Origin of the sequence: Pseudomonas sp. P20 (genome assembly GCF_016463925.1) — a bacterium.
Taxonomy (GTDB): domain Bacteria; phylum Pseudomonadota; class Gammaproteobacteria; order Pseudomonadales; family Pseudomonadaceae; genus Pseudomonas; species Pseudomonas aeruginosa.
In genome coordinates this window covers 354,111-378,632 of record NZ_JAEMVM010000008.1, presented here as the reverse complement: position 1 = coordinate 378,632, position 24,522 = coordinate 354,111, and the positions used below count along the sequence as shown (strand labels likewise).

Below are 24,522 nucleotides of genomic sequence, written 5' to 3'. Positions count from 1 at the left end.
CATGAACGACTCCCCCAGCACCGCCGTACGCACCTGGCTGAAAGGCTTCCGCCCCCTGACCCTGAACGCTCGACCGCGCGACTGCCTGCGCGCCGGACTCGGTGCCTGCATCGGCGCGCTCGCCGCGGTATTAGCCTGCCAGGCGTTGTTCGGCAGCGAACTGGCGCTGCGCCTGGCAGCGCCGCTCGGCGCATCCGCCGTACTACTGTTCGCCCTCGCCTCCAGCCCCCTGGCGCAACCCTGGTCGATGCTCGGCGGCAACCTGGTCGCCGCCCTGGCCGGCGGCCTCAGCGCCTACTGGTTCGGACACGATCTGGCCCCGGCCCTGGTCGGCATGGCCCTCGGCATGCTGCTGATGTTCGCCCTGCGCTGCCTGCATCCGCCGAGTTGCGCGCTGGCCCTGAGCGTGGCCCTCAACCCGTCCCTAAGCGAACTCGGCATCGACGTGGTCTGGCCGATCCTGCTCTCCACCCTGGTGCTGATCGGCTGCGCGCTGCTCTACAACAACCTGATGCGCTCTCCCTACCCGCGCCCCTACCAGCCGCCGCGGGCCAATCTCCATGGCACCCGCGACCTGGCGCCGAGCGCGCGAACGGACTTCTCCGCCCGGGACCTGGACCAGGCGCTGCAAGACTTCGGCGAATACGTCGACATCACCCGCGACGACCTCGAGCGACTGATCCACCATACCGAGCGCTACGCCTTGCGCCGGCGCATGGGCGAGCTGACCGCGGCACGGATCATGTCCCGCGACGTGCAGACCGCCAGCACCGAGACCTTCATCGACGACGCCTGGAAGCAGTTGCAGGAACACCGTCTGAAGGCCCTGCCGGTGCTCGACGAGCATCGGCGGCTGGCCGGCATCGTCACCCAGAGCGACCTGCTCAAGCACTTCCGCCCCGACGGCAGCCCGTTCAAGCGCCTGCGCTTCCTGCGCGGGACCAAGCTGAAGACGATCATGACCACCCCGGTGGTCTGCGTACAGGCCGACACCCACGCCGTCGAACTGGTCTCGCTGCTATCCGACGAAGGCCTGCACTGCCTGCCGGTGCTCAACGAGGCCGGCTACCTGGTCGGCATCGTCAGCCAGACCGACCTGATCGCCGCGCTCTACCGCAACTGGCTGCAGCACCTGGGCCAGGCCGATCAGATCACGTAGTCCCAGCGCTGCGACCAGTCGCTGTCCTCGCGGACCACTTCGCGCAGCAACTGGAACGCATGGCGCAGGGTCGGCGACAGGCGCTCGCGGGAGTACACCAGGTAGGTCGGGTAGGCGAACTCCGGCGCCTGCTCGACCCGTTGCAGGGTGCCGCCATCCAGGTAACTGCTCACCACCCGGGTACGGAAATAACCGCTGCCGCCGTTCTGCATGATGTACTGCAGGGCCAGCGGACCGAGGTTGCAGGCCAGCGCGGCCTTGGCCCGGTCCGGCAGCGCGGCATCGTGCTGGCTGCGGAAATCCGGGCCCCAGTCGACATACAGATAAGGCTCCGCGGATAGCACGGAACGCACCATCACCAGCTTTTCCTCCAGCAACTGCTCGACCTGCAGCCCCGGCCAGTATTCCGGCTGGTAGACCAGCGCGGCGTCCAGCGCGCCCTGCTCCAGTTGCTTGAGCAGGTCGGCACCCTGGCCGATCTCGACCCGCACGGCGTGGCCGGGAATCGCCTCGCGCAGGCGCCGCATCCAGTTCAGCAGCAGCGGATTGCACAGGCTGACCTCGCCGCCGAGGTTGAGCAGGTTGCGGAAGCCGTCCGGCAGCGGCAGGTCGCGTCGCGCCGCATCCCAGGTCTGCACCAGTTGGCTGGCGTAGCCGAGGAAGTGCTCGCCGTCGGCGGTCAGGCGCGCGCCCGCGCGGTTGCGCACGAACAGCCGGCAGCCGAGTTGCCCTTCGAGGTTCTGGATGCGCGCGGTGACGGCGGTCTGGGTCAGGTGCAGGCGTTCCGCGGCAGCGACGAAGCTACCGCTGCGGGCGATCTCCAGGAAGGTACGGGCGAGGTCGATATCCATGCGAAGCGGTCCGCTGCCACAGGTGGGCCGCCATTCTAGGCTGTGCAGGCGCGGGCGGCGAGCGCAAGGCGGCCTGGCCGCCCTCCTGGAGTTCTGCGACAAAACACCGCGCCTAGCCGCTTCGGCACGCTAAAACCCTTCGAAAAAGCGACAACCTGTTGCACAAACGCGCCACGCCGTGACTTTTTCGCTTTCGAAAGCATCAGTTAGCGTGACCGAACACGGTGGAGCCGGGAAGCGCCACCCATGTTCCACACAGACATGAACGAGAGAGACCGACTCCCATGAACGCTACGCTCCGTTTCAACGAGGCTTTGCTGATCACCGGGCGCGCCTTCCAGCCATACCAGTGCGTTGCCTGGTCCGAGCTAGGCAGTGACGGCGGCCTGAGCCTGTCCGTAGTCGATCGCACCGGCACCCGCCTGCTGGGCCGTGCGCGCATTCCGAGCTCCGCCTACTCCGATCCGGAGCAGCTTGCCGGCCTGCTGCAACAGGCACGCGAAGAACTCAGCCACAACGGCTACAACCTGCAGGACTGGAGTATGCCCAGCCAAGGCTGAGCCGCTCCATACGACGAAAGGCGCCCATGGGCGCCTTTTTCGTTTCCTCTATTCGAGGCGGTCGTGCTGCCGGAACGCCACGCGCACCGCGTTGCGCCCTGCATCCTTGGCCTCGTAGAGCGCGCGGTCGGCCTCGCGATAGAGCGCGTCCAGGCCCATGCCGGAGGTCGAATAGGCCACCCCCAGGCTGATGGTCAGGCAGGGGCCGGCGCTGGAGCCCAGGTGCTCGATGCCCAGCGCCTCCACCGCCTGCCGCAGGCGCTCGGCGATGGCCAGGGTGTTGCCCTCCTCGCTGTCGTAGAGCAACACGGCGAACTCCTCCCCGCCCAGGCGCGCGGCGATATCCAGCGGCCGCCGCGCGCCCTGCCGGAGCACGACGCCAAGCTGGCGCAGGGCGGCATCGCCGGCCGGATGCCCGTAGTGGTCGTTGTAGGCCTTGAAGTCGTCGACATCCACCAGGATCAGCGCCACTCCCTTTTCTTCGCGGGCGCCCTGCTCCAGGGCCCGCTGGGCGAGCAGCTCGTAGTAGCGCCGGTTGACCAGGCCGGTGAGGCTGTCCTGTTCGGCCATCATGCCCAGCAGCCGCCGGCCGAGGAACTGCTCGCGCTGGGCGTAGTCCTGCAGGTACAGGGCGAACGAACAGATCAGGACCACCAGGCCGTTGTAGAGCGTATTCAGCAGGTTGGTACGCAGGTTCTCTTCGCCGCCGAAAAGCAGGAATACCGCCAGGTTCAGGGCCAGGCACAGCAACGCCAGGCGCACGCAGGCCCAGAACGCCAGGCCGAGCGGGAAGAACACCGCGAGGATGCCCAGGGTCGCGCCCAGTTGGGTGAAGCGCGGCACCCCATGCCACTCGAACAGCACGTCGCAGGCCAGCACCGCCAGGTTGATCAGCAGCAGGCAGTAGGGCGCGATGGCATCGCCGACCTTGCGCAGGCTGGGCAGGAAGGCCGCCGGCCAGACCACCAGCAGTAGGCCGATCATTCCCAGGCGCACGCCCAGCAGTTGCTCGAACAGGCTGGGGTGCAGGCGGATGTCCACCATCATCCAGTCGGCCACGATGAACAGTGCCCAGATCAGGAACGCCACCCCGATGGCAGCGCGCCGCTGCATCAGCGAGTTCCAGCTGAGAAACTCGCGAAACTCGTTTTCCAGCTCCTTTTCGAACCGCAACCAACGAAAGCCGTTGCGCAACTGGCGCGCATACGGATTATCCGGCAGACCAGCCTGTACCAGGCTGTCGCGTGCAAGCATGCTGACTCCCCTACCTCGGACCGAACGCTGAAACAGGCCTGGACGACAATACCCTGGCGCCTCTGCAGCGATGAGTCAAAAAGCCATCACCCGTTACCAGACAATAGGGCATGCGGCGTGCCGAGGCGATACCAACCATCGGCGCAGCGGGACGCCCCGGGCGAGCGAATGGCAAGATCCGTGGGCCGACTGGCATTGCGGCCAGGCCCGAAGGACGCCAGACTGCCGCCATCGCCATGAGGTTGTGCCATGCCCGAACCGCGCCTGATTGCCTGCCTGATCTATCCCGACGTGATGAGCCTGGACGTGACCGGACCGCTGCAGGTATTCGCCTCGGCCAACGTCGAACGCCAGCGCCAGGGCCTGCCGCCTTTCTACCGGATACAGGTGCTCGGCGAGCGTAGCGAAGCGGTGCCCAGTTCCGCGGGCATCCGCATCTGCGCCGACCTCGCCTGGCGCGACTGTCCGCCGGAAAGCCTGGACACCCTGTTGGTGCCCGGCGGCCTCGGTGTCGAGGCGCAGACCCGCAACGCCGACCTGCTCGCCTGGCTGAAAGCCGCCGAACCGTGCATACGGCGGCTCGGCTCGGTGTGTTCGGGAGCGCTGATCCTGGCCGCCGCCGGGGTTCTCGACGGGCGCCCGGCGACCACCCACTGGGCCGACGTGGCGACGCTGCGCCAGGGGTTTCCCGGCGTCCATGTGCAAGGCGACCGCCTGCACACCTACGACCCGCGGTGCCGCGACGGCGACGCCCACATCTTCACCTCGGCCGGCGTCACGGCGGGAATCGACCTGGCCCTGGCGCTGGTCGAGGCCGACCTCGGCCGCAGCCTGGCGCTCAGCGTCGCGCGACGCCTGGTGATGTTCCTCAAGCGTCCTGGCGGCCAGGCCCAGTTCAGCGCCTGGCTGACCCCGGAACCGAGCCGCACCCCGCGTCTGGCCGCGCTGCTGGAGTGGATTCCCGCCAACCTCGCCGGCGACCTGTCCCTGGAAGCCCTCGCCGACCAGGCCTGCATGAGCCCGCGTACGCTGTCCCGGGTATTTCTCCAGGAACTGGGCGTGGCGCCCGGTCGCTACGTCGAGCGGGTTCGCCTGGAGGCCGCGCGCGCCCTGCTGCAGGACGCCCAGGCGTCGATCGCCACGGTGTCCCGGCTGTGCGGCTTCGGCCATCCGGAAAACCTCCGGCGGACGTTCCACAAGCATCTTTCGGTCAGCCCCCAGGAATACGCCGAACGCTTCGGCATGCTGGCCTGACGCTCCCACCGAGGACCTTCCCATGCTGGAACTGCGCCCCAACTGCGAGTGCTGCGACCGCGACCTGCCCGGCGACAGCGGCGACGCGCTGATCTGCACCTTCGAGTGCACCTTCTGCCGCGACTGCGCGACGGTCCGCCTGGGCGGCCAGTGCCCGAACTGCGGCGGCGAACTGCTGGCCCGGCCAAGGCGTCCGCGGGATGCGCTAGCCCGTCACCCCGCCTCCAGCCGACGCGTCGTCAGGCCCGGCGGTTGTCCGGAGTGACGCCATGCTGCTACGCAACCCGACCCTGCTCCTGCTGTTCTGCGGCCAGGCCCTGTACTGGTCCTGCTCGCTGATCGGCATAACCCTGACCGCCCTGGTCGGCGTCCAGCTGGCGCCGTTGAACAGCCTGGCCACCCTGCCCCTGGCCCTGCTGGTGCTGGGCAACCTGCTGGCGGTGCAGCCGTTGTCGCACTTCATGCAGCGCCACGGCCGACGTCCCGGGCTGATGCTCGGCGCCGGCGGCGGCGTGCTCGGCGGCCTGGTCTGCGCCGCCGGTGTCTGGACTGGCGATTTCCTCTGGTTCTGTCTCGGCGCGCTGGGCATCGGGGTCTACCAGGCCTCGGCCATGTACTACCGGTTCGCCGCGCTGGAGGCGGTGGATGCCGGGCGGAAAGGCCGCGCCAGCGCCTACGTGCTCGCCGGCGGAGTACTCGCCGCGCTGCTGGCGCCGAGCCTGGCGCTGTGGTCACGCAACGCGCTGGCCCAGCCCTTCGTCGGCGCCTATCTGCTGATCGCCGTGCTGGCCCTCGCCGGCCTGCTGCTGATGGCCCTGCTCCGCGAAGGCCAGGCGCCACGCCCGGCACGACTCGCCTGGCGCGACATAGGCGGCCTGTTGCGGCGGCCGGTGGTCCGCGCGGCCATCGCCTGCACCGCGGCCGGACACGGGTTGATGATCCTGATCATGAACGCCACGCCGCTGGCCATGAGCTTCTGCGGCCTGCCGCTGGAACAGTCGAGTCGGGTCATCCAATGGCACGTGCTGGGAATGTTCCTTCCGGCGTTCTTCGCCGGACCGCTGGTCGACCGCATCGGCAACCGTCGCGTCGCCCTGCTCGGCGCGTTCCTGCTCGCCGCAAGTGCCGGCATCGCCCTGGACGGGCAGTCGGTCACGCATTTCCTGCTCAGTTCGCTGGCCCTGGGCAGCGGCTGGAACCTGATGCTCATCGCCGGCACCACCCTGCTCGGCGAGGGCCACGCCGAAAGCGAGCGCGGCGCCGCGCAAGGATTGATGGAGCAAGGCAACAGCCTGGTGGCGGCGCTGATGTCGTTCGGCTCCGGCGCCCTGATCACCAGCCTTGGCTGGAACGCGGTGAACCTGCTGGTCTGGCCGGCGCTGCTGGTGGCGCTGGCACTGCTCTGGCCGGTACGACGAACGCGGACGCTGTCGCGCTGAAACGCCGGCAACGAAAAAGGCGACCTTGCGGTCGCCTCTTCTGCTTTACGGAAACGCCTCAGTAGTAGGCGTTCTCCTTGTTGCTGTGGTCGGTCACGTCACGCACGCCCTTCAGTTCGGGAATACGCTCGATCAGGGTCTTCTCGACGCCATCCTTGAGGGTCATGTCGACCATCCCGCAGCCCTGGCAACCGCCGCCGAAACGCAACACGGCGATGTTGTCCTCGACCACGTCGACCAGGCTCACCTGTCCGCCGTGGCTGGCCAGCCCGGGATTGATCTCGGTCTGCAGGTAGTAGTTGATGCGTTCGGTGATCGGGCTGTCCTCGTTGACCATCGGCACCTTGGCGTTCGGCGCCTTGATGGTCAACTGGCCGCCCATGCGGTCGGTGGCGTAGTCCACCACCGCATCTTCGAGGAAGGGCTCGCTGACCGCATCGATCCAGGCAGTGAAGTCCTTCAGGGCGATGGCGGTGTCCTCGACCTTTTCCTCGCCCGGCTTGCAGTAGGCGATGCAGGTTTCCGCGTACTGGGTACCCGGCTGGGTGATGAAGATACGAATGCCGATACCCGGGGTGCTCTGCTTCTCCAGCAACTCGGCCAGATACGCTTGGGCAGCTTCGGTAATGGTGATGGCGCTCATGGCAACTCCTCGCAAATATGCCGACAGTTTACGCCAATCGGTACTTGCGGATAAAGCCCTAGTAAATTAGTAGGAATAATTCGCGATAACCGACCCGCCCCTTGTGGAGCGGGTCGCGAGACTCAGAGGTTCTCGTAGCGGTTCATGTCCAGTGCGCCCGCCTCGACCGGCTCGGTTTCGCGGATGTACGCCTCGAGATCGTGGAAGTAGCTCCAGAACTGCGGATTGCTGCGGCGCACGCCCCAGCGTTCGACCACCTTGTCGAAGTCCTCGCCGCTCTTCGCCGCCTCCAGGGCGCCGACGAAGGCCTCGGCATCCGTCGCCGGCAGATCGAACATGAAGTTCGGGTAGCTGGACAGCACGCCCGGGTAGATCGTCAGGGTGTCCAGGCCCGGCTGGTAGCGCAGCGACTCGCCGAGCATGAAGGCGACATTGCTGTGCGCGCGGTTGCGCAGCACGGTATAGACCTCGCGCTTGCCGCTGGACGTACGTATCCGCAGCATGGTCGCCTCGGGGAAGCGCTCGATGACCTTGAGGCCGGCCGCCGGCCGGCTCACCAGGCGACTGAAGGCCTGCTCGGCGTCCTGCAGTTCGCGGTCGATGCCCGGTCGATAGCAGTTGCCGTCCAGGCAGCGGTTGATCGGGTCGGGACGCGCATTGAGGTCGCCGTAGCGACGCAGCAGTTCTTCGGCGAAGGCCTTCTTCGGCTGCTTCTCCGGCAATCCCAGCGCGCTCGGCGTGTCGTCGTCGAAGGCCTGGTAGTCCATCCACATCTTCAGCTTGCCGCTGTTCTGGTACCAGTCGTCGAGCAACGGCTGGCGCGCGTCGACCGGCATCAGGCGGAGGAAGTTCTGCTCGGCGCCGTTGCGGATCAGGTCGAAGTACAGCCGCGTCTGCGCCTGGTGCGAGACGTTGCCGAAGACATCGAAGTTCACCACCAGCCCGTAGTAGGTTCGCTCGAACAGCGGATAGTCCATCAGCCACAGGGTCTGCGGTACCTCGCCAAGCAGGCCCTTGCGCACCGAGGCGCTGTCGAACTGGCGGAAGATGCTCAGCAGGGCGTTGTCGTTGCCGTGCCAGAGCGTGTTCCAGGTCGGCGGCGGCGCGTCGGCGTAGACGTCCTGGCGCAGGTCTTCGTACTCGTTGCGCTTGTCCCGGTAGGCGCTCCACAGGCCGAGCAGGTTCTTCAGCTCGTCGATCTGCCCCGGCAAGGCCAGCAGCGGCTCGCTCTGCGCGCGGAAGTTGGCGTCGGTGACGAACAGGTCCTGCTCGGGGTCCTGGAATACCACCCAGAAGTTGTCGCGGATCACGTCGGTGGCGATCTGTCCACGGCACACCGGCCCGCGGATGAAGGTACGGGTGAAGTATTCGGCGTTGTCCAGCATGAACTGGTAGCGCGCCCGTGGCGGGATCGCGGCGAAGGTGGCGAACGGGTTGGCACGGCTCTGCACGCCGTAGCCGGGAACCTTGTCGGTGTTCCACTGGGTGCCGAAGAACAGCTCCTGGACGCGTTCCAGCTTCTTCGCCGTCAGCGGATAGGTGATGTGCGTCTTGTGTACGATCACGCCCTGGATCGGCCAGAGGCGGTAATAGAAGCTGTTGCCCGGATCGTCGTTGGGACGCCGGGTCGGGATCGGGTCGATCGGCTGGCCGCTGGGCGTGCGCGAACGCACCAGCTGGAAGAAGTGGCCGGGCGCGCCCTGCTCCGGGAAATACAGGTGCGCCAGGAACAGGTGCTCGTAGAGCCAGCGCGAGACCAGGCTCTGCTTGGCCCCAGGCTGGTTGAGGAAACGCTCCCAGCTGGCCACCTGGCGCGCCTCGGCGGCGGTCGGCCGCAACGGCTGCTGGTCGACCGGGGCGCCCGCGGCCAGCCACTTCTGCAAGGTGGCGTATTCGTCGTCGCTCAGCCCGGCCACCGCGAAAGGCATGCCGGAACCTGGGTTCTTGCGGATGAACGCATCGATGCTGGCCGGCGTCGGGCACTGGTTGGCGCGGTTGATCGAAATGTCCAGGCCTTCGGGGATCTTCGCATTCGGCTGCAACGGCTGGCTGTGGCCAAGCTCGAGCATCCGCGCCATCAGTGCGGCCTGGCCGTCCTGCGATTCGAGCACCGACCAGAAGTCCTTGCGCCGCCAGGCGTCGGCACCGTGCGCATCGAGGTACAGGCGGGTGGTTTCCTGCGCCTTGGTCCGCGTGCCGTCGTAGACCGGCAGTTGGTTGGCGCCGCGCTGCGCGCCCTCGGCGCTGCTCAGGTTGAGCTGGCAGGGCGAATCGTAGCAGGCGTGGCAGGCGACGCACTTGGCGGTAAAGATCGGCTGGACGTCACGGCTATAGGAAATTTCAGCAGCGGAAACAGACTGGATAAAAGACGACAAAACGAAGGCCAACCCAACCAACGGTCTTGGCAACATGAACCACTCCTCACTCGGCGACGGGCGATTCTAGCAAACCCGCCTCTCTGCGCCGCACTTTCACAACGGCGGGCGAACGCGCCCCGGATATGAGCCGCCATTTCGCCAGCATTCCACCGGCTTCGGCCGCCACGTATGCTAGCCGGGCTCCCAGGCCCGCCCTGGCGATCAAGGACGATGACTTCGAGGAAACAGGGATATGTTTCGACTCGCCGCGCCCCATCCGCGCCGGTTCGCGTGCGCCCCACGTCCCCTCTTCGCCGCTTTCCGCCTGCTGTCGTCAGGCGGCGCTTCCGTTCGCGCCCGGCGCGGCCTGGTCCATCCTTTCGCCGCCCTGGCGGCCCAACGGAGAACCCGCCCCATGAAACTGCTCGCCGGCAGCTTCGCCGCTCTCTTCCTGAGCCTTTCGGCCCAGGCGGCGGACTGTACTTTCACCCAGCTGGAAATCGTGCCCCAGTTCGGCTCGCCGAACATGTTCGGCGGCGAGGACGAGCACGTCCGCGTGATGTTCAGCAACGAGGATCCCAACGACGACAACCCCGATGCCTTTCCCGAACCGCCGGTCTACCTGGCCGACCGCGACAGCGGCAACGATTGCCGCATAGAGGACGGCGGCATCTGGTCGCGCGGCGGCGTGTTCCTGAGCCAGGACGGCCGGCGCGTGCTGATGCATGAATTCAGCGGCTCCAGCGCCGAGCTGGTGTCCTACGACAGCGCCACCTGCAAGGTGGTGCACCGCGAGGACATCTCCGGCCAGCGCTGGGCGGTGGACAAGGACGGGCTGCGCCTGGGAGAGAAATGCTCGGGCGAATCCGTCGACAGCTGCGCGAAGATCGTGACGCGTTCCCTCGCGCCGTTCTGCCAGACCGCAAAGAAATGATCCGGGCCGGAGCGCCCCTTATCGACACGCATAGGTGATACATGGACAGTCTCGATCAATGCATCGTCAACGCCTGCAAGAACAGCTGGGACAAGAGCTACCTGGCCGGCACCCCGAACAAGGACAACTGTTCCGGCTTCGTCCAGTCGGTGGCCGCCGAGCTGGGCGTACCGATGCCCCGCGGCAACGCCAACGCCATGGTCGACGGCCTGGAGCAGAGCTGGACCAAGCTCGCCTCCGGCGCCGAGGCCGCGCAGAAGGCGGCCCAGGGCTTCCTGGTGATCGCCGGCCTGAAGGGCCGCACCTACGGGCACGTCGCGGTGGTCATCAGCGGTCCGCTGTATCGGCAGAAGTACCCGATGTGCTGGTGCGGCAGCATCGCCGGCGCGGTCGGCCAGAGCCAGGGCCTGAAGTCGGTCGGCCAGGTGTGGAATCGCACCGACCGCGACCGCCTCAACTACTACGTCTACTCCCTGGCCAGTTGCAGCCTGCCCAGGGCCAGTTGATTCAGGCCGTGCTGCGAATGAGCCAGACTCATTCGCAGCACGATTCCCCACGAGCATCCCGACTCCACTCGCCCGTCCCTTCGCCGCCTGCCTGCGCACTCCGACCTCCGCATTCCGCCCGTATACTGCGACAAAACGGCGCCAGGGATTTTTCCGGCCCGCGAATGAACATCCTTCAACTTGAATGAAATTCATGATCCGACCACCCCCGGCCGGAAAGCCCCTGCCTTTGTTATGCTTTTCACCTTTCCGCCCACTGACGCCAGGTCCATCCATGTCCAGCCCGCTCACCGATCGCAGCGCCCGCCTGCAAGCCCTCCAGCACGCCCTCAGGGAACGTATCCTGATCCTCGATGGCGGCATGGGCACCATGATCCAGAGCTACAAGCTGGAAGAGGCCGACTACCGCGGCGAGCGCTTCGCCGACTGGCCGAGCGACGTGAAAGGCAACAACGACCTCTTGCTGCTGAGCCGCCCGGACGTGATCCAGGCCATCGAGAAGGCCTACCTCGACGCCGGCGCCGACATCCTCGAGACCAACACCTTCAACGCCACCCAGGTGTCCCAGGCCGACTACGGCATGCAGTCGCTGGCCTACGAACTCAACGTCGAAGGGGCGCGCCTGGCCCGCCAGGTGGCGGACGCGAAGACCGCCGAGACCCCGGACAAGCCGCGTTTCGTCGCCGGTGTGCTCGGCCCGACCAGCCGCACCTGCTCGATTTCCCCGGACGTGAACAACCCCGGCTACCGCAACGTCACCTTCGACGAACTGGTGGAGAACTACGTCGAGGCGACCCGCGGCCTGATCGAAGGCGGCGCCGACCTGATCCTGATCGAGACCATCTTCGACACCCTCAACGCCAAGGCGGCGATCTTCGCCGTCCAGGGCGTGTTCGAGGAACTCGGCGTGGAGCTGCCGATCATGATCTCCGGAACCATCACCGACGCCTCCGGCCGCACCCTGTCGGGCCAGACCACCGAGGCCTTCTGGAACTCGGTGCGGCATGCCCGGCCGATCTCGGTAGGCCTGAACTGCGCCCTCGGCGCCAAGGAATTGCGGCCGTACATCGAGGAACTGTCGACCAAGGCCGACACTCATGTCTCGGCCCACCCCAACGCCGGCCTGCCGAACGCCTTCGGCGAATACGACGAATCGCCGGCGGAAATGGCCGTGGTGGTCGAGGAATTCGCCGCCGCCGGCTTCCTCAATATCGTCGGCGGCTGCTGCGGCACCACCCCGGCGCACATCGAGGCGATCGCCAAGGCAGTGGCCAAGTACCCGCCGCGGGCCATCCCGGAGATTCCCCGGGCCTGTCGCCTGTCCGGCCTGGAGCCGTTCACCATCGACCGCAGCTCGCTGTTCGTCAACGTCGGCGAGCGCACCAACATCACCGGTTCGGCCAAGTTCGCCCGGCTGATCCGCGAGGAAAACTACGCGGAAGCTCTCGAGGTCGCCCAGCAGCAGGTGGAAGCCGGCGCCCAGGTGATCGACATCAACATGGACGAAGGCATGCTGGACTCGAAGGCGGCCATGGTCACCTTCCTCAACCTGATCGCCTCCGAGCCCGACATCTCGCGCGTGCCGATCATGATCGACTCCTCCAAGTGGGAAGTGATCGAGGCCGGCCTGAAGTGCATCCAGGGCAAGGGCATCGTCAACTCGATCTCGATGAAGGAAGGCGTCGAGGCCTTCAAGCACCATGCCCGCCTGTGCAAGCGCTACGGCGCCGCGGTGGTGGTGATGGCCTTCGACGAGGACGGCCAGGCCGACACCCAGGCGCGCAAGGAAGAAATCTGCAAGCGCTCCTACGACATCCTGGTCGACGAAGTCGGCTTCCCACCGGAAGACATCATCTTCGATGCGAACATCTTCGCCATCGCCACCGGCATCGAGGAACACAACAACTACGCGGTCGATTTCATCAACGCCTGCGCCTACATCCGCGACAACCTCCCCTACGCCCTGAGCTCGGGCGGGGTGTCCAACGTGTCCTTCTCGTTCCGCGGCAACAACCCGGTACGCGAGGCGATCCACTCGGTGTTCCTCTACTACGCGATCCGCAACGGCCTGACCATGGGCATCGTCAACGCCGGCCAGCTGGAAATCTACGACGAGATTCCGAAAGCGCTGCGCGACCGGGTCGAGGACGTGGTGCTCAACCGCACGCCCGAGGCCACCGAGGCCCTGCTGGCGATCGCCGACGACTACAAGGGCGGCGGCGCGGTCAAGGAGGCCGAGGACGAGGAATGGCGCAGCTACAGCGTCGAGAAGCGCCTCGAGCATGCGCTGGTCAAGGGCATCACCACCTGGATCGTCGAGGACACCGAGGAATGCCGCCAGCAGTGTGCGCGTCCCATCGAGGTCATCGAAGGTCCGCTGATGTCCGGGATGAACGTGGTCGGCGACCTGTTCGGCGCCGGCAAGATGTTCCTCCCGCAGGTGGTCAAGTCCGCGCGAGTGATGAAGCAGGCGGTGGCCCACCTGATTCCCTTCATCGAGGCGGAGAAAGGCGACAAGCCGGAAGCCAAGGGCAAGATCCTGATGGCCACGGTGAAGGGCGACGTGCACGACATCGGCAAGAACATCGTCGGCGTGGTGCTCGGCTGCAACGGCTATGACGTGGTCGACCTCGGCGTGATGGTGCCGGCGGAGAAGATCCTGCAGACCGCCATCGCCGAGAAATGCGACATCATCGGCCTGTCTGGCCTGATCACGCCGTCGCTGGACGAGATGGTCCACGTCGCCAAGGAAATGCAGCGGCAGAATTTCCAGTTGCCGCTGATGATCGGCGGCGCCACTACCTCGAAGGCGCATACCGCGGTGAAGATCGATCCGCAGTACAGCAACGACGCGGTGGTCTACGTCACCGACGCCTCGCGCGCGGTAGGCGTGGCCACCAGCCTGCTGTCCAAGGAGCTGAAGGCCGACTACGTGGCCCGCACCCGCGCCGACTACGCGGTGGTCCGCGAACGCACGGCCAACCGCAGCGCCCGCACCGAGCGGCTGAGCTACGAACAGGCGATCGCCAACAAGCCGGCGTTCGACTGGGCCGGCTACCAGGCGCCGACGCCTTCCTTCACCGGCGTCAGGGTGCTCGACGAGATCGACCTCGCGGTGCTCGCCGAGTACATCGACTGGACGCCGTTCTTCATTTCCTGGGACCTGGCCGGCAAGTACCCGCGCATCCTCACCGACGAGGTGGTCGGCGAGGCCGCCACCTCGTTGTTCAACGACGCCCAGGCGATGCTGAAGAAGCTGATCGACGAGAAGCTGATCAAGGCCCGCGCGGTGTTCGGCTTCTGGCCGGCCAACCAGGTCGAGCACGACGACCTGGAGGTCTACGGCGCCGATGGCGAGACCCTCGCCACCCTGCACCACCTGCGGCAGCAGACGATCAAGCCGGACGGCAAGCCGAACCTGTCGCTGGCCGATTTCGTCGCGCCGAAGGAAAGCGGCGTGCGCGACTACATCGGCGGCTTCATCACCACCGCCGGGATCGGCGCCGAGGAAGTGGCCAAGGCGTACGAAGCCAAGGGCGACGACTACAACAGCATCATGGTCAAGGCGCTCGCCGACCGCCTCGCCGAAGCCTGCGCCGAGTGGCTGCACGAGCGGGTGCGCAAGGAGTACTGGGGCTACGCCCGCGACGAGCACCTCGACAACGAGGCCTTGATCAAGGAGCAATACGTCGGCATCCGCCCGGCACCGGGCTACCCGGCCTGCCCCGACCATACCGAGAAAGGCACTCTGTTCGAACTGCTCGATCCGCAGGGCCTGTCCGGCGTCAGCCTGACCGAGCACTACGCGATGTTCCCGGCCGCGGCGGTCAGCGGTTGGTATTTCGCCCACCCGCAGGCGCAGTACTTCGCGGTCGGCAAGATCGACAAGGACCAGGTGGAACGTTACAGCCAGCGCAAGGGCCAGGAAGCCAGCGTCAGCGAGCGCTGGCTGGCGCCGAACCTTGGCTACGATGACTGACCAGGAAGGCGACGATGAAATTCCTCACTCCCGAGCAGATGGAAAAGCCGCGCAAGCGCCGCCTGCGCAAGAAACTGCGCCTGGGCGAGTTCCAGGAGTTCGGCTTCAGCTTCGAACTGACCTACGACCGCAACGCCCTCTCCCACGACGATGCGCTGGACCATCTGATCGACTTCGTCGAGGCCCAGGGCTGGGTGTTCGGCGGTGGCGGCTCGCCGGAACAGGCGGAGATCAGCGGCTACCTGTGCCTGGCGCGGGTCGGCAGCCTGGACGAGGCGGACCGGGAAAGCGCCCGCCTGTGGCTGGAAGCCCAACTCTGGTGCAAGACCTTCGAGGTCGGCCCGTTGAGCGACTGCTGGCACAACTTCTTCGAGTGAAACCGGCGCCGGCATGACCTGGCCTGGCGCCGGCAGGCGCGAAGCTGCGACCTACACCCGGATCAGGCGCGGTTCATGCCCCGTGTGGGCGAGGAAAGCCAGCAGGTCTGCGTAGCGGATGCACTCGGTGGCGGTATTCACCAACGGGTGGAAACCGAGCAACTGGTCCTGGCGGATGGCATCGTCGAGCAACACCTCGACCCTGTGCTGCGGATCGTTGACCAGCGCGAAAGGCGTCACGCAGCCCAGTTCAACGCCGAGGTATTCGCGCAGGCGCTCGACCGAGGCGAACGACAGGCGGCTTTCGCCGATCTGTTCGGCGATGCCCGGCAGGTCGGCCTCCTTGCGCTCGTCGAGCAGCACCAGGTAGTGGCGAGTACCCTTGCGGTTGCGCAGGAACAGGTTCTTGATGCCCTGGTCGGGCAATTCGATGCCCTGCGCGTAATATTCCTCGATGGAGGCGATCGCGGGATGCTCGACCCGCTGGCTGTCGATGGCCAGCTCGCGGAGCAACGCCAGAAGCGCCTGCTCGTCCATTTTCGCACTCATGGGACGCGCGCCCTCAGGTGAACTGCGAACCGGAACGGCGCACGAACTTGATCGACCACTTGAAGTTCGGCTTGCGCGTCACGCTGATCGGGCGCCGGGTCACGGTATCGATGGTGATGTTCCAGAACCCGGTGCTGGGCACCTTGATCTTCGCCGGGAAGCGGTCGAAGGCGCCGCCATGGTAGCTATGCCGCCCGCCATTCTTGAAACTGCGGAAATTGGCGTCGTTCATCAGGCGGATATTGCATTGCTGCGAGCACTCGATGACCACGATGTCGTCTTCGTTGAGGTGTTCGCGCTGGTGGACGAATTTCATGGAACGGTTCCGTTGCTGCGGTGGAGCGGAGCGCAACGATAGCACGTCGGCGCCGGCCATACCGCCTCATGACGGGCAATGGTAGGATGCGCGCCCCATGCGTAGCCAAGACCTCCACCAGCGCCTCGCCGATCTCGGCGCCAAGCCCCTGCATTGCGGGAGGATCGTCCGCGCCTGGCTGCAGGGCCGCGCCCTCGATGCCTGCACCGCCCGCCAGCGGGCCGAGGACTTCCTGCCGCTGGGCGTACGCCATGGTCTGCCCCAGGTAGCAGCGGAACTGGAAGGCATCGCCCGCCTGCACAGCGAGCATCCGGCGAGCGACGGCTCGTCGCGCCTGCTGGTGGAACTGGCCGACCGGCAGATGGTGGAAAGCGTGCTGCTGCCGCGCGGTGGGCTGTGCGTCTCGACCCAGGTCGGCTGCGCGGTCGGCTGCGTGTTCTGCATGACCGGCCGCAGCGGCCTGCTGCGCCAGGTCGGCAGCCTGGAGATGGTCGCCCAGGTGGTCCTGGCGCGCCGTCGGCGAGCGGTGAAGAAAGTGGTGTTCATGGGCATGGGCGAGCCGGCGCACAACCTCGACAACGTCCTCGAAGCCATCGACCTGCTCGGCACCGATGGCGGCATCGGCCACAAGAACCTGGTGTTCTCCACCGTCGGCGATCCCCGCGTGTTCGAGCGCCTGCCCCGGCAACGGGTGAAGCCCGCCCTCGCCCTGTCCCTGCACAGCACCCGCGCCGAACTGCGCCGGCAACTGTTGCCCAAGGCGCCGCCGCTGAGCCCGGAAGAACTGGTGGAAGCCGGCGAGGCCTACGCCCGCCGGGTCGACTATCCGATCCAGTACCAATGGACCCTGCTCGAAGGGATCAACGACAGCCTGGAGGAAATGGACGGCATCCTGCGCCTGCTCAAGGGCCGCTTCGCGGTGATGAACCTGATCCCCTACAACAGCATGGACGGCGACGCCTACCGGCGCCCGAGCGGGGAGCGGATCGTCGAGCTGGTGCGCTACCTGCACAGCCGCGGCGTGCTGACCAAGGTGCGCAACTCGGCCGGCCAGGACATCGACGGCGGCTGCGGGCAACTGCGCGCCAGGGCCACGCAGGGCACGGTGGAACGGCGCATCCCCGCCCGCCAGGCCTGAAGCCACCCTCCTCCCGCCAAGGGTCTAGACTCTCAGGGCAGGTATGGAAAAGGGAGGACCACCGATGGGTATCGAGACGGAAGAACCGAACCAGAAGCCGCCGACCTTCTGGCAGATGCTGCATAGCGTGATGGCTGCCGCCTTCGGCGTACAGAGCGGGCGAAACCGCGCCCGCGACTTCACCCACGGCAAGCCCGTGCACTTCATCATGCTGGGCCTGCTCTTCACCCTGGTGTTCGTGCTGTTGCTGGCCGGGATCGTGAAACTGGTGCTGAGCCTCAGCGGCCTGTGACCTCTGCGCCGCCGAGGCGGGCTTTCACTGGTGGCTGACCCAGAACACCGCGGTAGCCACCACCAGCAGGATCAGGACGAAGGCCGCGCGGGCGTCGACCACGCTGTCGCGGTTTTCCTGGGTTTTGCTCGGCTCGCTCATGACTCCCCCTGTTTCTTGTGGGTATCGGGACGAAGACATCGAAAGGCACTCTCCAGTTAAGACCAGCGCCGCCCATCGCTCAAGAAAGGCGCCGTTGCGAAGCGGTTATGCTTGCCTGGCGACTTAGGCTTTTTGGTTCTTACCATATACTCAAACATCACTTTTACGCATAAATATGAACTGGTATCGTGCGCCCACTCCGCGTGGAGCGCGTAGCCGTGCGCGCTGGTTAACGCAGTAAGCCGCATAGCCTGACAGCAGGAATATTCATGTACGTATACGACGAGTACGACCAACGGATCGTCGAGGACCGCGTCAAGCAGTTCCGCGACCAGACCCGCCGTTACCTGGCGGGTGAATTGACCGGTGAGGAGTTCCGCCCGCTGCGCCTGCAGAACGGTCTCTATATCCAGCGCTATGCCCCGATGCTGCGCATCGCCGTTCCCTATGGCCTGCTCTCCTCGCGCCAACTGCGCAAGCTGGCGCAGATCGCCCGCGACTACGACAAGGGCTACGCCCACATCAGCACCCGGCAGAACGTGCAGTTCAACTGGCCGGAGCTGGAAGACGTGCCGGAAATCCTCGCCGAGCTGGCCACCGTGCAGATGCACGCGATTCAGACCAGCGGCAACTGCATCCGCAACACCACCACCGACCAGTTCGCCGGCGTCGCCCGCGACGAGCTGGTGGACCCGCGCCCCTGGTGCGAGATCATCCGCCAATGGTCGACCTTCCACCCCGAGTTCGCCCACCTGCCGCGCAAGTTCAAGATCGCGGTGAACGGCGCGGTGAGCGACCGTGCCGCCATCGAAGTGCACGACATCGGCCTGGAGGCGGTGAAGAACGAGGCCGGCGAGCTCGGCTTCCGCGTCTCGGTCGGCGGCGGCCTGGGCCGAACCCCCATCGTCGGCAGCTTCATCAATGAATTCCTGCCCTGGCAGCACCTGCTCGGCTACCTGGATGCCATCCTGCGCGTCTACAACCGCTATGGCCGGCGCGACAACAAGTACAAGGCGCGGATCAAGATCCTGGTCAAGGCGCTGACCCCGGAAGTCTTCGCCGAGCGCGTCGAGGCCGAATGGGCCAACCTCAAGGACGGACCGAGCACCCTCACCGAGGCGGAAGTCCAGCGCGTCGCCGCGCATTTCGTCGATCCGGCCTACAAGGCCCTCGACGACCTCGACGAGTCCCTAGCCCGGCTCGACGCGGAGCACCCCGGCTTCGCCCGCTGGCGCGCACGCAACACCTTCGCCCACAAGAAGCCCGGCTACGTCGCCGTGACGCTCTCGCTGAAGCCCACCGGCACCGCGCCGGGAGACGTCACCGACAAACAGCTGGAGGCCATCGCCGATCTCGCCGACCGCTACAGCTTCGGCGAGGTGCGCAACAGCCATAACCAGAACATCATTCTCGCCGACGTCGAGCAGGGCGAACTCTTCGCCCTCTGGGGCGAACTGCGCGGACTGGGCTTCGCCACCCCCAACGTCGGCCTGCTGACCGACATCATCTGCTGCCCCGGCGGCGACTTCTGCTCCCTGGCCAACGCCAAGTCGATCCCGATCGCCGAAGCCATCCAGCGCCGCTTCGACAATCTCGACTATCTATTCGACATCGGCGACATCGACCTGAACATCTCCGGTTGCATGAACGCCTGCGGCCATCACCATGTCGGCCACATCGGCATCCTCGGGGTCGACAAGAAAGGCGCGGAGTTCTACCAGGTCTCCCTCGGCGGCAGCTCGGCGCGCGACGCCAGCCTCGGGCAGATCCTCGGCCCGTCCTTCGCCCAGGAGCAGATGGCCGACGTGATCGACAAGATCATCCAGGTCTACGTGGAACGCCGGACCGAGGAAGAACCCTTCATCGACACCTTCCGCCGTATCGGTATCGACCCGTTCAAGGAGCGCGTATATGCAGCGAATCATTAAGGACCGCCAGGTGGTCGACGACCGCTGGCACTTGCTGCCCAAGGACGCGACCCTGGAAAGCGTACCCAACAGCGACGACGTGATCATCCCGCTGGCCCTGTGGCTCGAGCACGGCCCGGCCCTGCGCGGCCGCGACGGCGGCCTGGGGGTCTGGCTGGACGCGGACGAGGAGCCGGAAAGCATCGCCGGCGACCTCGACAGGTTCCAGGTGATCGCAGTGAACTTCCCCGCCTTTACCGATGGCCGCGGCTTCAGCAGCGCGCGCCTGCTGCGCGAGCGCTACGGCTACAAGGGCGAGATCCGCGCGATCGGCGACGTGCTGCGCGACCAGTTGTTCTTCATGCGCCGCTGCGGCTTCGACGCCTATGCCATCCGTGCCGACCGCAGCCCGGAAGACGCCCTGGCCAGCCTGGACGACTTCAGCGAGGTCTACCAGACCTCGGTGGAGCAGCCGCTACCGCTGTTCCGCCGCCGCGGCTGACCCCCGCCCTGACGGAAAAGCCCCGCAGCCGCGGGGCTTTTTCACTCCCGAGGTCACGGACGCCTCAGGCCGCCCGCACGCTGTCCCAGGCCACCTGCGCCAGCAGTTCGCGACAGTCGGCCAACGCCACCCGGGTTCGCCCGGCCAGCCACTGGCGGGCAAGGTCGTGGGCCGGGCCGATCACCACCGAAGCAAAGCAGTCGTCCGGCATCTCGCGGAACAGGCCCTCGGCCCGATATCCCGCCAGCGCCGCATGGATCCGTGCGAAGTGCGCCTGGTTGTCGGCCCGCAGGCGCTCGCCCAGCTCCCCCGCCTCCACCCGCCCGCGGCTGTGCAGGATGAAGCGTGCCCAGTCGGGATTCGCCACGACCCAGTCGATGTAGCTGGTGACCAGCAACCTGACCGTTTCCTCGGCGCTGCGCGCCCTGGCGAAGCCGGCTTCGAGCAACGCCGCGTACTGGCCGATCCCGGCCAGGTACAGTTCGCCATGGATGCGTTCCTTGTTGCCGAAATGGTGGTAGAGGCTACCGATGCTCGCTCCGGAACGGTCGCGGATCATCTCGATGGTGGTGGCGTCTACGCCATGCTCGCTGAAGCAGGCCAGGGCGGCCTGGAGAATCTCGTCTTTGCGGGAAGAACGGCCCATGTCGGTCCTTGTCGTTAATCGTCGAAACGCTGACTAGAATATTTTTCTAGAATAAATTTCTAACCTTCGTATACTGCCCCGGTGCGCACACATCTTCAATCCTGAAACGCCCGGAGTTTTCCATGAGTCAGACGATGCAGATGTACCAGCAGGTCGGCCCGGCCCAGTTCAGCGCCATGATCGGCCAGTTCGCACCCTATTTCGCCAGCATCGCCCCGCAGTTCGTCGAACTGCGTCCCGGCTATGCCGAAGTCACCTTCCCCAAGCGCCGCGAGGTGCTGAACCATATCGGCACGGTGCATGCCATCGCCCTGTGCAATGCCGCCGAACTGGCCGCCGGGACCATGACCGACGCCTCGATTCCCGCCGGCCATCGCTGGATTCCGCGCGGCATGACCGTCGAGTACCTGGCCAAGGCCACTGGCGACGTGCGCGCGGTGGCCGACGGCAGCCAGATCGACTGGCAAGCCACCGGCAACCTGGTGGTGCCGGTGGTCGCCTATGTCGACGACAAGCCGGTATTCCGCGCCGAGATCACCATGTACGTCAGCCAGGCCTGACCGCCAAGGCGCCCCGGCCGTGCTTTCGGCCGGCTGGAGGCGCCCTGGCGGCCAGCTCTATTCTCGAAGCCATGAGCAGACCACGGAGACCGGCATGAACCCTCCGCAACCACGCCTCATCGATAACGGCAACGGCCATCCGCTGGCCAGCCATTGGTACCGGCCTGCCGGGGAGCCGCGCGGCTATCTCCTGATCGTCCCGGCGATGGGCGTGGAACAGCGCTTCTACGCGCCCTTCGCCGCCTGGCTGGCAGAGCGCGGCTACCTGGCCATCACCTTCGACTACCTGGGCATGGGGCAATCGCGCAACGGCTCGCTGCGCGGTCTCGAGGTCGATGTGCTGGGCTGGGCCCGTCATGACTGCAGCGCCATGCTCGCCGCCGCGCTCGCCGAGAGCGGGAGCAAGCCCCTGTACTGGATCGGCCATAGCCTGGGCGGCCAGATCCTGCCCTTCGTCGAAGGGCGCGAGCGTATCGATAGGGTCTTCAGCATCGCCAGCGGCAGTGGCTACTGGAAGGAAAACAGCCCGCGGTTGCGCAACAAGGTCTGGTTGTTCTGGTACCTCGTCGCGCCCCTGCTGACGCCGCTGCTCGGCTATTTTCCCGGGCGCCGCCTGGGCATGGTCGGCGACCTGCCGCGCGGGGTGATCGAACAATGGCGACGCTGGTGCCTGCATCCGCAGTACGCCCTCGCGGATGGCGAGGCCATCCGCCGCGCCTTCTCCGCCGTACGCACGCCCATCGTGTCGCTGTCGTTCACCGACGATGAAATGATGTCCCGACGCAGCATCGAGTCGCTGCTGGGCTTCTACCGCGAAGCGCCGAAAACCGCCTGGCGCATCGCTCCCGAGGAAATCGGCGCCCGCCACATCGGCCATTTCGGCTTCTTCCGGCCGCAGTTCGCCGAATCGCTATGGGCGGGCTACCTGTTGCCGGAGCTGGGCTCCGGCAACGCCCTCAGCCGAGGTTGACCAGCACCCGGCCGACCAGCTTGCCGGCGAGGATCTGGTTGATCGCCCCCGGCAGCTCTTCGAGGGCGATCTCGCGCGCCACCTCTTCGAGGTTGTCGAGCTTCCATTGCAGCGACAGCTTGTCCCACATGGATGCCTTGACCACCAGCGGCAGCTCCACCGAGTCCACCCCGAGCAGGTTGACCCCGCGCAGGATGAACGGCAGCACCGAGGCCTTGAAGCCGGCGCCGGCGGTCAGGCCGCAGCAGGCGACGCTGCCGCCGTACTGCAACGACTTGACCACGTTGAAGAGGATGTCGCCGCCGACGGTGTCCACCGCGCCGGCCCACTGTTCCTTGAGCAACGGCTTGTCGACGCCATCGGCCACGGTGGCGCGATCGAGGATCTGCTTGGCCCCCAGGCGGTTGAGGAACTCGGCCTGCTCCAGCTTGCCGGTGGCGGCCGCCACGGTGTAGCCGAGCTTGGCCAGCAGTTCCACGGCGATACTGCCGACCCCGCCGCTGGCGCCGGTGACCAGCACCGAGCCATGGTCGGGGCGCAGGCCGCTGCGCTCCAGCTTTTCGACGCAGAGCGCCGCGGTCAGGCCGGCGGTGCCGAGGATCATCGCCTCGCGCAGGCTCAGGCCTTGCGGGCGCTTGATCACCCAGGCCGCGGGCACGCGGATGTACTGGCCGAAACCGCCGGCGGTGTTCATGCCCAGGTCGTAGCCGGTGACGATCACCTCGTCACCGGCCGCGAACTCGGCCACCGAGGACTCGGCGACCACACCGGCGGCATCGATGCCGGGGGTATGCGGGTACTTGCGGGTCACCCCGCGGTTGCCGCTGGCGGACAGCGCATCCTTGTAGTTCAGCGAGGAATACTGCACGCGGATCAGTACGTCGCCCGCCGGCAGGTCGCCGGTATCGCGCTCGACCACCTGCGTTTCGTAAACGCCGTGGGGCGCTTCCGTCACCCACAACGCCTTGAATACAGCCATTTCGACCTCCTCTCGTGAAAACCCTGAAGACAGCGTGTTCGTCCCTGTCGGTGCCGGCCTATTGCCAGAACTTCTGCTGGTTGAGCCGCCCCCACCAGGTCACCAGCACGCGGTCGATAACCACGCTGGCGGCCAGGCCGACGCGTTCCTGCAGGCTCTTGCGCTCGACGAATTGCACCTGGTAGACATCGCGCTCCCTGGCCTGCTCGGCCAGGTACTCGTCGCTGGTCTTGAGTTCGTCCACCAGCAGCTTGCCCAGTGCGGCCTGGCCCAGCCAGACCTCGCCGGTGGCGATCTCGTCCATGTTCAGTTGCGGCCGGTAGTGGGCCACGAAGTTCTTGAACAGTTCGTGGGTCACCTCCAGGTCCTCCTGGAACTTTTCCCGGCCCTTCTCGGTGTTCTCGCCGAATACCGTCAGCGTACGCTTGTATTCGCCGGCGGTAAGCACCTCGAAGTCAATATCGTGCTTCTTCAACAGCCGGTGGACGTTGGGCAACTGCGCCACCACGCCGATCGAGCCGAGGATGGCGAAGGGCGCGGAAAGGATCCGATCGCCGATGCAGGCCATCATGTAGCCGCCGCTGGCCGCCACCTTGTCGACGCACACGGTCAGCGGCACGCCGGCCTGGCGGATGCGCGCCAGTTGCGAGGCCGCCAGGCCGTAGCCATGGACCATGCCACCGCCGCTTTCCAGGCGCAGCACCACCTCGTCGTCCTTGCCCGCCATGCTCAGCACCGCAGTCACTTCGTGGCGCAGTTGCTCGGTAGCCGAGGCCTTGATGTCGCCGTCGAAATCGAGCACGTAGACCCGCGACTTCTGTTCAGGATGTTTCTTCGCCTGCTTCGCCGCCTTGCTCTCCTCCTTGCGCAAGGCCTTGAGGCTGGCCTTGTCGAGGACGCTGTGGCGGACCCGCTCGCGCAGGTCCTTGTAGAAATCGTTGAGCTTCTGCACGTCGAGGTGCCCGCCTGCGCCGCGCCGGCCGCGGCCGCGCAGGGCGACGATCACCACCAGCACCACGATGATCGCCGCCAGCACGGTCACGGTCCTGGCCAGAAAGCCCGCATATTCGGCAATGAACTCCACACAACCCCCTCTCTACTGTTGACGCACCCGTCTACGGGCGACACGATTGCGCAAGCATACCCAGGCCACCGACGGGCGGCCAGCGATGCCACTGCCTGGAGAGCCTTTGCAGGGCGCGCCCGGAG

At 66.4% G+C, this 24,522-nt stretch carries 24 protein-coding genes; 15 read left to right on the top strand and 9 right to left on the bottom strand.

The genetic code is table 11. The annotated features are described in order from the left end of the window. Position 1: 1 nt before the first annotated feature. Positions 2 to 1,159: a CBS domain-containing protein gene (locus tag JHD77_RS12380; RefSeq protein ID WP_034022196.1), complete on the top strand. Its 1,158-nt coding sequence runs from the start codon at positions 2 to 4 to the stop codon at positions 1,157 to 1,159. On the opposite strand, the gene JHD77_RS12375 is transcribed toward JHD77_RS12380, so the two are convergent. Further along, positions 1,147 to 2,010 (bottom strand): LysR family transcriptional regulator, encoded by an 864-nt coding sequence (locus JHD77_RS12375; protein WP_003098205.1) that lies wholly within the window; start codon positions 2,008 to 2,010, stop codon positions 1,147 to 1,149. The two genes, JHD77_RS12380 and JHD77_RS12375, sit on opposite strands and share 13 nt — an antisense overlap. Before the next feature lie 284 nt (positions 2,011 to 2,294). On the opposite strand from JHD77_RS12375, the gene JHD77_RS12370 reads away from it, so the two are divergent. Further along, positions 2,295 to 2,570: a hypothetical protein gene (locus JHD77_RS12370; RefSeq protein WP_003098204.1), complete on the top strand. Its 276-nt coding sequence runs from the start codon at positions 2,295 to 2,297 to the stop codon at positions 2,568 to 2,570. A gap of 48 nt (positions 2,571 to 2,618) precedes the next feature. Here JHD77_RS12370 and JHD77_RS12365 read toward each other — a convergent pair whose 3' ends face one another. Further along, positions 2,619 to 3,824 (bottom strand): GGDEF domain-containing protein, encoded by a 1,206-nt coding sequence (locus JHD77_RS12365; protein ID WP_003098203.1) that lies wholly within the window; start codon positions 3,822 to 3,824, stop codon positions 2,619 to 2,621. Between the two features lie 249 nt (positions 3,825 to 4,073). On the opposite strand from JHD77_RS12365, the gene JHD77_RS12360 reads away from it, so the two are divergent. The 3 genes from JHD77_RS12360 to JHD77_RS12350 are packed head-to-tail and all read left to right on the top strand — an operon-like array spanning position 4,074 to position 6,517. Next, the gene (locus JHD77_RS12360) at positions 4,074 to 5,078 is read left to right on the top strand and encodes a GlxA family transcriptional regulator (RefSeq protein WP_003113607.1); all 1,005 of its coding nucleotides are present in this window, start codon (positions 4,074 to 4,076) and stop codon (positions 5,076 to 5,078) included. Between the two features lie 22 nt (positions 5,079 to 5,100). Then, positions 5,101 to 5,343: a DUF1272 domain-containing protein gene (locus tag JHD77_RS12355; protein WP_003113606.1), complete on the top strand. Its 243-nt coding sequence runs from the start codon at positions 5,101 to 5,103 to the stop codon at positions 5,341 to 5,343. Between the two features lie 4 nt (positions 5,344 to 5,347). Continuing rightward, positions 5,348 to 6,517: an MFS transporter gene (locus JHD77_RS12350; protein WP_009876266.1), complete on the top strand. Its 1,170-nt coding sequence runs from the start codon at positions 5,348 to 5,350 to the stop codon at positions 6,515 to 6,517. A gap of 58 nt (positions 6,518 to 6,575) precedes the next feature. Here the strand turns inward: JHD77_RS12350 and nfuA are convergent, their stop codons facing one another. Next, complete coding sequence (gene nfuA / locus JHD77_RS12345) at positions 6,576 to 7,160, bottom strand: Fe-S biogenesis protein NfuA (RefSeq protein WP_003088034.1); 585 nt, start codon at positions 7,158 to 7,160, stop codon at positions 6,576 to 6,578. Between the two features lie 122 nt (positions 7,161 to 7,282). Further along, the gene (locus JHD77_RS12340) at positions 7,283 to 9,571 is read right to left on the bottom strand and encodes a fatty acid cis/trans isomerase (RefSeq protein WP_003120231.1); all 2,289 of its coding nucleotides are present in this window, start codon (positions 9,569 to 9,571) and stop codon (positions 7,283 to 7,285) included. A gap of 361 nt (positions 9,572 to 9,932) precedes the next feature. Between JHD77_RS12340 and tsi1 the strand changes: the two genes are divergently transcribed. The 4 genes from tsi1 to JHD77_RS12320 all read left to right on the top strand — a co-directional run bounded on the left by tsi1 (position 9,933) and on the right by JHD77_RS12320 (position 15,313). Further along, positions 9,933 to 10,451, top strand: a complete 519-nt coding sequence (gene tsi1 / locus JHD77_RS12335) for a type IV secretion system immunity protein Tsi1 (protein ID WP_017002534.1) — start codon at positions 9,933 to 9,935, stop codon at positions 10,449 to 10,451. A gap of 41 nt (positions 10,452 to 10,492) precedes the next feature. Continuing rightward, positions 10,493 to 10,957: a type VI secretion system effector peptidoglycanhydrolase Tse1 gene (tse1, locus tag JHD77_RS12330; protein WP_003088027.1), complete on the top strand. Its 465-nt coding sequence runs from the start codon at positions 10,493 to 10,495 to the stop codon at positions 10,955 to 10,957. A 274-nt stretch (positions 10,958 to 11,231) separates the two neighbouring features. Then, positions 11,232 to 14,936 carry a methionine synthase gene (gene metH / locus JHD77_RS12325; protein ID WP_003113602.1) on the top strand — a complete coding sequence of 1,235 codons (3,705 nt, stop codon included), beginning with the start codon at positions 11,232 to 11,234 and terminating at the stop codon, positions 14,934 to 14,936. Positions 14,937 to 14,950: 14 nt separating this feature from the next. Then, the gene (locus tag JHD77_RS12320; RefSeq protein WP_017002533.1) at positions 14,951 to 15,313 is read left to right on the top strand and encodes a YggL family protein; all 363 of its coding nucleotides are present in this window, start codon (positions 14,951 to 14,953) and stop codon (positions 15,311 to 15,313) included. Positions 15,314 to 15,364: 51 nt separating this feature from the next. On the opposite strand, the gene JHD77_RS12315 is transcribed toward JHD77_RS12320, so the two are convergent. Both JHD77_RS12315 and JHD77_RS12310 read right to left on the bottom strand, forming a co-directional pair. Then, complete coding sequence (locus JHD77_RS12315; RefSeq protein WP_003122823.1) at positions 15,365 to 15,862, bottom strand: prolyl-tRNA synthetase associated domain-containing protein; 498 nt, start codon at positions 15,860 to 15,862, stop codon at positions 15,365 to 15,367. 13 nt (positions 15,863 to 15,875) lie between these two features. Beyond that, on the bottom strand, positions 15,876 to 16,238 hold the full coding sequence (locus tag JHD77_RS12310; RefSeq protein WP_003122824.1) for a DUF1883 domain-containing protein: 363 nt from the start codon (positions 16,236 to 16,238) through the stop codon (positions 15,876 to 15,878). A 37-nt stretch (positions 16,239 to 16,275) separates the two neighbouring features. Here JHD77_RS12310 and JHD77_RS12305 point away from each other — a divergent pair, with 37 nt between their 5' ends. The 4 genes from JHD77_RS12305 to JHD77_RS12290 all read left to right on the top strand — a co-directional run bounded on the left by JHD77_RS12305 (position 16,276) and on the right by JHD77_RS12290 (position 20,158). After that, a complete protein-coding gene (locus tag JHD77_RS12305) occupies positions 16,276 to 17,316 on the top strand; it encodes an RNA methyltransferase (RefSeq protein ID WP_003122825.1) in 1,041 nt (346 codons plus the stop codon). 64 nt (positions 17,317 to 17,380) lie between these two features. After that, entirely contained in the window at positions 17,381 to 17,608 is a 228-nt protein-coding gene (locus tag JHD77_RS12300) for a DUF2970 domain-containing protein (RefSeq protein ID WP_003098182.1), read from the top strand. 410 nt (positions 17,609 to 18,018) lie between these two features. Next, on the top strand, positions 18,019 to 19,677 hold the full coding sequence (locus tag JHD77_RS12295; RefSeq protein WP_031756931.1) for a nitrite/sulfite reductase: 1,659 nt from the start codon (positions 18,019 to 18,021) through the stop codon (positions 19,675 to 19,677). After that, the gene (locus JHD77_RS12290; protein ID WP_003088003.1) at positions 19,661 to 20,158 is read left to right on the top strand and encodes a DUF934 domain-containing protein; all 498 of its coding nucleotides are present in this window, start codon (positions 19,661 to 19,663) and stop codon (positions 20,156 to 20,158) included. Before JHD77_RS12295 ends, JHD77_RS12290 begins: the two co-directional genes overlap by 17 nt. Positions 20,159 to 20,222: 64 nt before the next feature. On the opposite strand, the gene JHD77_RS12285 is transcribed toward JHD77_RS12290, so the two are convergent. Further along, entirely contained in the window at positions 20,223 to 20,804 is a 582-nt protein-coding gene (locus JHD77_RS12285; protein ID WP_003098179.1) for a TetR/AcrR family transcriptional regulator, read from the bottom strand. 122 nt (positions 20,805 to 20,926) lie between these two features. On the opposite strand from JHD77_RS12285, the gene JHD77_RS12280 reads away from it, so the two are divergent. Together JHD77_RS12280 and JHD77_RS12275 are read left to right on the top strand one after the other, a co-directional pair. Further along, the gene (locus tag JHD77_RS12280) at positions 20,927 to 21,364 is read left to right on the top strand and encodes a hotdog fold domain-containing protein (RefSeq protein ID WP_016561781.1); all 438 of its coding nucleotides are present in this window, start codon (positions 20,927 to 20,929) and stop codon (positions 21,362 to 21,364) included. A gap of 94 nt (positions 21,365 to 21,458) precedes the next feature. Then, complete coding sequence (locus JHD77_RS12275) at positions 21,459 to 22,334, top strand: alpha/beta hydrolase family protein (protein ID WP_003117684.1); 876 nt, start codon at positions 21,459 to 21,461, stop codon at positions 22,332 to 22,334. Here the strand turns inward: JHD77_RS12275 and JHD77_RS12270 are convergent. Further along, on the bottom strand, positions 22,321 to 23,313 hold the full coding sequence (locus tag JHD77_RS12270; protein ID WP_003087998.1) for a YhdH/YhfP family quinone oxidoreductase: 993 nt from the start codon (positions 23,311 to 23,313) through the stop codon (positions 22,321 to 22,323). The two genes, JHD77_RS12275 and JHD77_RS12270, sit on opposite strands and share 14 nt — an antisense overlap. A gap of 58 nt (positions 23,314 to 23,371) precedes the next feature. Further along, a complete protein-coding gene (gene sohB, locus JHD77_RS12265) occupies positions 23,372 to 24,397 on the bottom strand; it encodes a protease SohB (protein WP_003087997.1) in 1,026 nt (341 codons plus the stop codon). Positions 24,398 to 24,522: the final 125 nt, after the last annotated feature.

Bases quoted from the DNA above. Each gene is read 5' to 3' on its own strand.
- JHD77_RS12290 (WP_003088003.1), top strand. From the start codon at position 19,661: ATGCAGCGAATCATTAAGGACCGCCAGGTGGTCGACGACCGCTGGCAC.
- JHD77_RS12375 (WP_003098205.1), bottom strand. From the start codon at position 2,010: ATGGATATCGACCTCGCCCGTACCTTCCTGGAGATCGCCCGCAGCGGT.
- nfuA (WP_003088034.1), bottom strand. From the start codon at position 7,160: ATGAGCGCCATCACCATTACCGAAGCTGCCCAAGCGTATCTGGCCGAG.
- JHD77_RS12275 (WP_003117684.1), top strand. From the start codon at position 21,459: ATGAACCCTCCGCAACCACGCCTCATCGATAACGGCAACGGCCATCCG.
- JHD77_RS12360 (WP_003113607.1), top strand. From the start codon at position 4,074: ATGCCCGAACCGCGCCTGATTGCCTGCCTGATCTATCCCGACGTGATG.
- JHD77_RS12370 (WP_003098204.1), top strand. From the start codon at position 2,295: ATGAACGCTACGCTCCGTTTCAACGAGGCTTTGCTGATCACCGGGCGC.
- JHD77_RS12350 (WP_009876266.1), top strand. From the start codon at position 5,348: ATGCTGCTACGCAACCCGACCCTGCTCCTGCTGTTCTGCGGCCAGGCC.
- JHD77_RS12305 (WP_003122825.1), top strand. From the start codon at position 16,276: ATGCGTAGCCAAGACCTCCACCAGCGCCTCGCCGATCTCGGCGCCAAG.
- JHD77_RS12285 (WP_003098179.1), bottom strand. From the start codon at position 20,804: ATGGGCCGTTCTTCCCGCAAAGACGAGATTCTCCAGGCCGCCCTGGCC.
- JHD77_RS12355 (WP_003113606.1), top strand. From the start codon at position 5,101: ATGCTGGAACTGCGCCCCAACTGCGAGTGCTGCGACCGCGACCTGCCC.
- JHD77_RS12365 (WP_003098203.1), bottom strand. From the start codon at position 3,824: ATGCTTGCACGCGACAGCCTGGTACAGGCTGGTCTGCCGGATAATCCG.
- tse1 (WP_003088027.1), top strand. From the start codon at position 10,493: ATGGACAGTCTCGATCAATGCATCGTCAACGCCTGCAAGAACAGCTGG.
- JHD77_RS12340 (WP_003120231.1), bottom strand. From the start codon at position 9,571: ATGTTGCCAAGACCGTTGGTTGGGTTGGCCTTCGTTTTGTCGTCTTTT.
- JHD77_RS12320 (WP_017002533.1), top strand. From the start codon at position 14,951: ATGAAATTCCTCACTCCCGAGCAGATGGAAAAGCCGCGCAAGCGCCGC.
- metH (WP_003113602.1), top strand. From the start codon at position 11,232: ATGTCCAGCCCGCTCACCGATCGCAGCGCCCGCCTGCAAGCCCTCCAG.
- JHD77_RS12310 (WP_003122824.1), bottom strand. From the start codon at position 16,238: ATGGCCGGCGCCGACGTGCTATCGTTGCGCTCCGCTCCACCGCAGCAA.
- tsi1 (WP_017002534.1), top strand. From the start codon at position 9,933: ATGAAACTGCTCGCCGGCAGCTTCGCCGCTCTCTTCCTGAGCCTTTCG.
- JHD77_RS12300 (WP_003098182.1), top strand. From the start codon at position 17,381: ATGGGTATCGAGACGGAAGAACCGAACCAGAAGCCGCCGACCTTCTGG.
- JHD77_RS12315 (WP_003122823.1), bottom strand. From the start codon at position 15,862: ATGAGTGCGAAAATGGACGAGCAGGCGCTTCTGGCGTTGCTCCGCGAG.
- JHD77_RS12295 (WP_031756931.1), top strand. From the start codon at position 18,019: ATGTACGTATACGACGAGTACGACCAACGGATCGTCGAGGACCGCGTC.
- JHD77_RS12280 (WP_016561781.1), top strand. From the start codon at position 20,927: ATGAGTCAGACGATGCAGATGTACCAGCAGGTCGGCCCGGCCCAGTTC.
- JHD77_RS12380 (WP_034022196.1), top strand. From the start codon at position 2: ATGAACGACTCCCCCAGCACCGCCGTACGCACCTGGCTGAAAGGCTTC.
- JHD77_RS12270 (WP_003087998.1), bottom strand. From the start codon at position 23,313: ATGGCTGTATTCAAGGCGTTGTGGGTGACGGAAGCGCCCCACGGCGTT.